Below are 638 nucleotides of genomic sequence, written 5' to 3'. Positions count from 1 at the left end.
AGCTGATGCAGTATTTGAGATTCAAGACGAAGCAGGACAAGTAGTCGCTAAAATAACGACAGATAAAAAAGGACACGCACAAGTTACTAATTTATCAGTTGGAACATACAAGTTGGTAGAAGTAAAAGCACCAAAAGGATATAAGCAATTAGTCGATCCGATTACTTTCCAAATTGAAAAAGGCATGACAAAATCTCTTACTTTAACAGTAGAAAACGAAATGTTAGACAAGGGTAACGTAGAAATTACAAAAGTAGATAAAGAGAGCCAAAAAGCATTAGCAGGCGTAGTTTTTGAAGTGCAAGATGAGCAAGGAAAAGTAGTAACAGAAGTAACGACAGATAAAGAAGGAAAAGCAACAATTTCAGATTTATCTGTAGGTAAGTACAAATTAGTAGAGAAAGAAAACTTACCAGGATACAAAAAATTAACAGAACCAGTATCATTTGAAATTACAAAAGGTATGACGGAAGTTTTATCATTGAAAGTAGAGAATGAATTATTAGACAAAGGTTCAGTAGAAATTACAAAAGTGGACAAAGAAAGTGGCGCAATATTAGCGGGCGTAACTTTCGAAGTGCAAGATGAAAAAGGAAAAGTAGTAACAAAAGTAACAACAGATCAAGATGGAAAGGAAA

The 638-nt window shown here is 33.9% G+C and carries 1 protein-coding gene; it reads left to right on the top strand.

Annotation, left to right across the window (positions count from 1 at the left end; genetic code table 11):
- Positions 1-638, top strand: a 638-nt coding sequence (locus AC1DJR_RS32620) for an MSCRAMM family protein (RefSeq protein WP_477004529.1), incomplete at both ends; no start/stop codon positions are given.

The sequence above is a fragment of the Bacillus sp. 05T31 genome (genome assembly GCF_056396725.1).
Note: the sequence above shows the minus strand (reverse complement) of the source record. Positions and strands in the feature narration are given on the sequence as shown.